Below are 2,245 nucleotides of genomic sequence, written 5' to 3'. Positions count from 1 at the left end.
GCGATGGCGAAGGACAGCCCTTTTCCTTCGGCGAACCGGCCGCGCTGCCGGTAGATCCACTCCAGAGCCTGCTGTGCCGTGGGGAGTGCGGGAAGGCTGCCAATGAGAGGGATGTAAGGATCGTCTCCCAACTCGGTGGCGAGATGTACGTCGTCGTCGGTGAACTCGCGCAAAACGACTGAACCGTAGGTCGGTGGTGTGGTCGGCCAGGACGGTAAGTGCTCAGTCATGCGTCGATTATCGTCGTGATCATAGTCCCGGGCTGCTCAGATTCACCCGATCATGCCGCTTTCTCGCGTGATCGCGGGGACGAAAACTGGATGTTTCTCTGCGCCCAACCAAAAACCACAGAACCGAGCCAAGTAGCGGTACTGCAAGAACGATGAGGGCCCAAACGACAGTACCGCCAGTGGTGTGAGTCCTATTGCGCGCAATGCTCACGAGCGCTGCAATGAACAAGATTGCGTTCAGGGTCAGCGGGAATCCCATGATGCCCCATGACGGCACCAGTGGATTTACTTCCGATGTAGAAAGCGCCAATATCATTTTTCCCCAAGGTAGTGCGGCTACTGATGCTCAACCATATCGCCAGCTCTTAGCACTATCTGGGAATACCAACAGCGCAACAGCCACGGCGCTGCGGCAGCCTTAGCTCCTCGCCAACGTTTTGTAGGGGGTCTCCTCAAGTGATTGGAAGCGTCTCGTTAGCTTCCGAAACTCCGAAAATATTGATTCCGGCGGTCCTCACGGCAGCAACCGTGACTGTCGCCCTGATCTTCGGTGTTCTTGAACTGGCGCTCCTTCATTCGGCAGCAGTTGCCATTCTCGTGGGAATCAATTTGAGTTCTGTTGCCCTTTTTGGAGGATGTATTTTGATGGTGATAGAAACGAACCTGTCCGCATGAGCGGGCCAATCTGACGGCCTATCTTCGCCGTTCCCGCAACGGCAGAACGCCGCCAGGAGCGTCCAACTCCACAGGCCTAGCGTTTCCCCTTCTTCCGGGATCCCTTGCCGCGGCCCTTGTCCGGGTTGGGTGCGTAACGCTGCGCCACCTTGGGCTTCTTGGCGGCTCCGGTGCCGCGCCGGTCCGGCTTGGGCTCGCGTTTGGGTTTCTCCTGCTGCGCCGAGGGCTGGCGCGAGCTCGCCGCGGTGCGTCCGCGGACAATACCGATGAATTCCTCGATGACCTCGTCCGTGGCGTCGCTCGGCCAGGCCAGGGCGATCTCCGTGCCGGGCGCGCCCGTGAGCTTCCGCGCCACGGTGTCCTTGACGTTGAAGTGCCGGGCCACGGACATCGGCAGGATCACCAGCCCGGCACCGGAGGCCACCACCTGCAGGGCCATCGCGGGTCCGCCGAGCTCCTGCACATCGAGAAACGTCTCGGCAGACAGGTCCGCCAGGTCCACTTCTTCAAACAAGGAGACCTCGTGCCCCTTCGGTGCCACCACCACCGGCTGCTCCTCGTAGAGCGGGATCACGCTGAGGCCCTCGCGTTCCACCGGGAGCCGGACGAAACTCAGGTCCGCGGTACCGTCGCGGAGCACGGACAACTGCGCGCCGTCGTCGGACATAAAGGAGTGCAGCGGAACATCGGGCATCCGTTCCTCCCAGCGGCGGATCCATTTGCCCGGTGTCACACCGGCCACGTACGCGAAGCGCAGCTCCCGCCCGACTGCGACGGCTGGGACGACGGCGGTTTCGTCGGGGGTCTGGGATGGTTCTTCTGCTGCGGACACATGTTCACAGTACCGCCCGGGGTGGCGCGGGGGTCCGCCTCGATGGCGGCACCGTGCTGATCCGGCGCTGGTTTGGTACTGGGTTGGTGCTGGGTTGGTGCCCTGCGGGCGTGCCGGCAGATACCCTAGGACTATGACCTCTGCAAACTCCCAGTCCATGAAACCGGCCACCGTTGCCAAGAAGCTTGGCATCTACCTGCCGGCGACACCCCAGGAGTTCCAGGATTCAACCATCACCCGCGCTGATTTTGCCGATCTCCAGGCCAACCCGCCGGAGTGGCTCGCGGAACTGCGCCGCAACGGCCCGCACCCGCGCCCCGTGGTCGCGCAGAAGCTCAACGTCTCCATCGCCGGCCTGGCCCGCGGTGGTGTTGAGGAAGCGCTGACGACGGCGGAAATCACCGCACTGCTCCAGGCTCCCCCGGCCTGGCTGGTGGCCGAGCGCGCGACCCACGCCGCCGTCCGCGCCGAGGCCCAGCGGGGCAAGGACGAGGCGGCCAAGAAGGAC

4 protein-coding genes and 1 pseudogene are annotated in these 2,245 nt (G+C 63.1%); 2 read left to right on the top strand and 3 right to left on the bottom strand.

All coding sequences use genetic code 11. The features are described from left to right. A pseudogene (locus LQV45_RS26770) lies at nt 1-230 on the bottom strand (GNAT family N-acetyltransferase); the annotation flags it as partial. 19 nt (nt 231-249) lie between these two features. Continuing rightward, nucleotides 250-489, bottom strand: a complete 240-nt coding sequence (locus tag LQV45_RS35925) for a PLD nuclease N-terminal domain-containing protein (protein WP_374208302.1) — start codon at nt 487-489, stop codon at nt 250-252. A gap of 269 nt (nt 490-758) precedes the next feature. Here LQV45_RS35925 and LQV45_RS26765 point away from each other — a divergent pair, with 269 nt between their 5' ends. Then, the gene (locus tag LQV45_RS26765) at nt 759-905 is read left to right on the top strand and encodes a hypothetical protein (protein WP_230009772.1); all 147 of its coding nucleotides are present in this window, start codon (nt 759-761) and stop codon (nt 903-905) included. Between the two features lie 76 nt (nt 906-981). Here LQV45_RS26765 and LQV45_RS26760 read toward each other — a convergent pair whose 3' ends face one another. Further along, nucleotides 982-1,737, bottom strand: a complete 756-nt coding sequence (locus LQV45_RS26760) for a LysR family substrate-binding domain-containing protein (protein WP_374208301.1) — start codon at nt 1,735-1,737, stop codon at nt 982-984. A 133-nt stretch (nt 1,738-1,870) separates the two neighbouring features. On the opposite strand from LQV45_RS26760, the gene LQV45_RS26755 reads away from it, so the two are divergent. Then, a partial coding sequence (locus LQV45_RS26755; protein WP_230009770.1) for a DUF5997 family protein occupies nt 1,871-2,245 on the top strand: 375 nt, incomplete at its 3' end.

Source organism: Microbacterium sp. Bi128, from assembly GCF_918698205.1.
Note: the sequence above shows the minus strand (reverse complement) of the source record. Positions and strands in the feature narration are given on the sequence as shown.

Bases quoted from the DNA above. Each gene is read 5' to 3' on its own strand.
- LQV45_RS35925 (WP_374208302.1), bottom strand. From the start codon at position 489: ATGGGATTCCCGCTGACCCTGAACGCAATCTTGTTCATTGCAGCGCTC.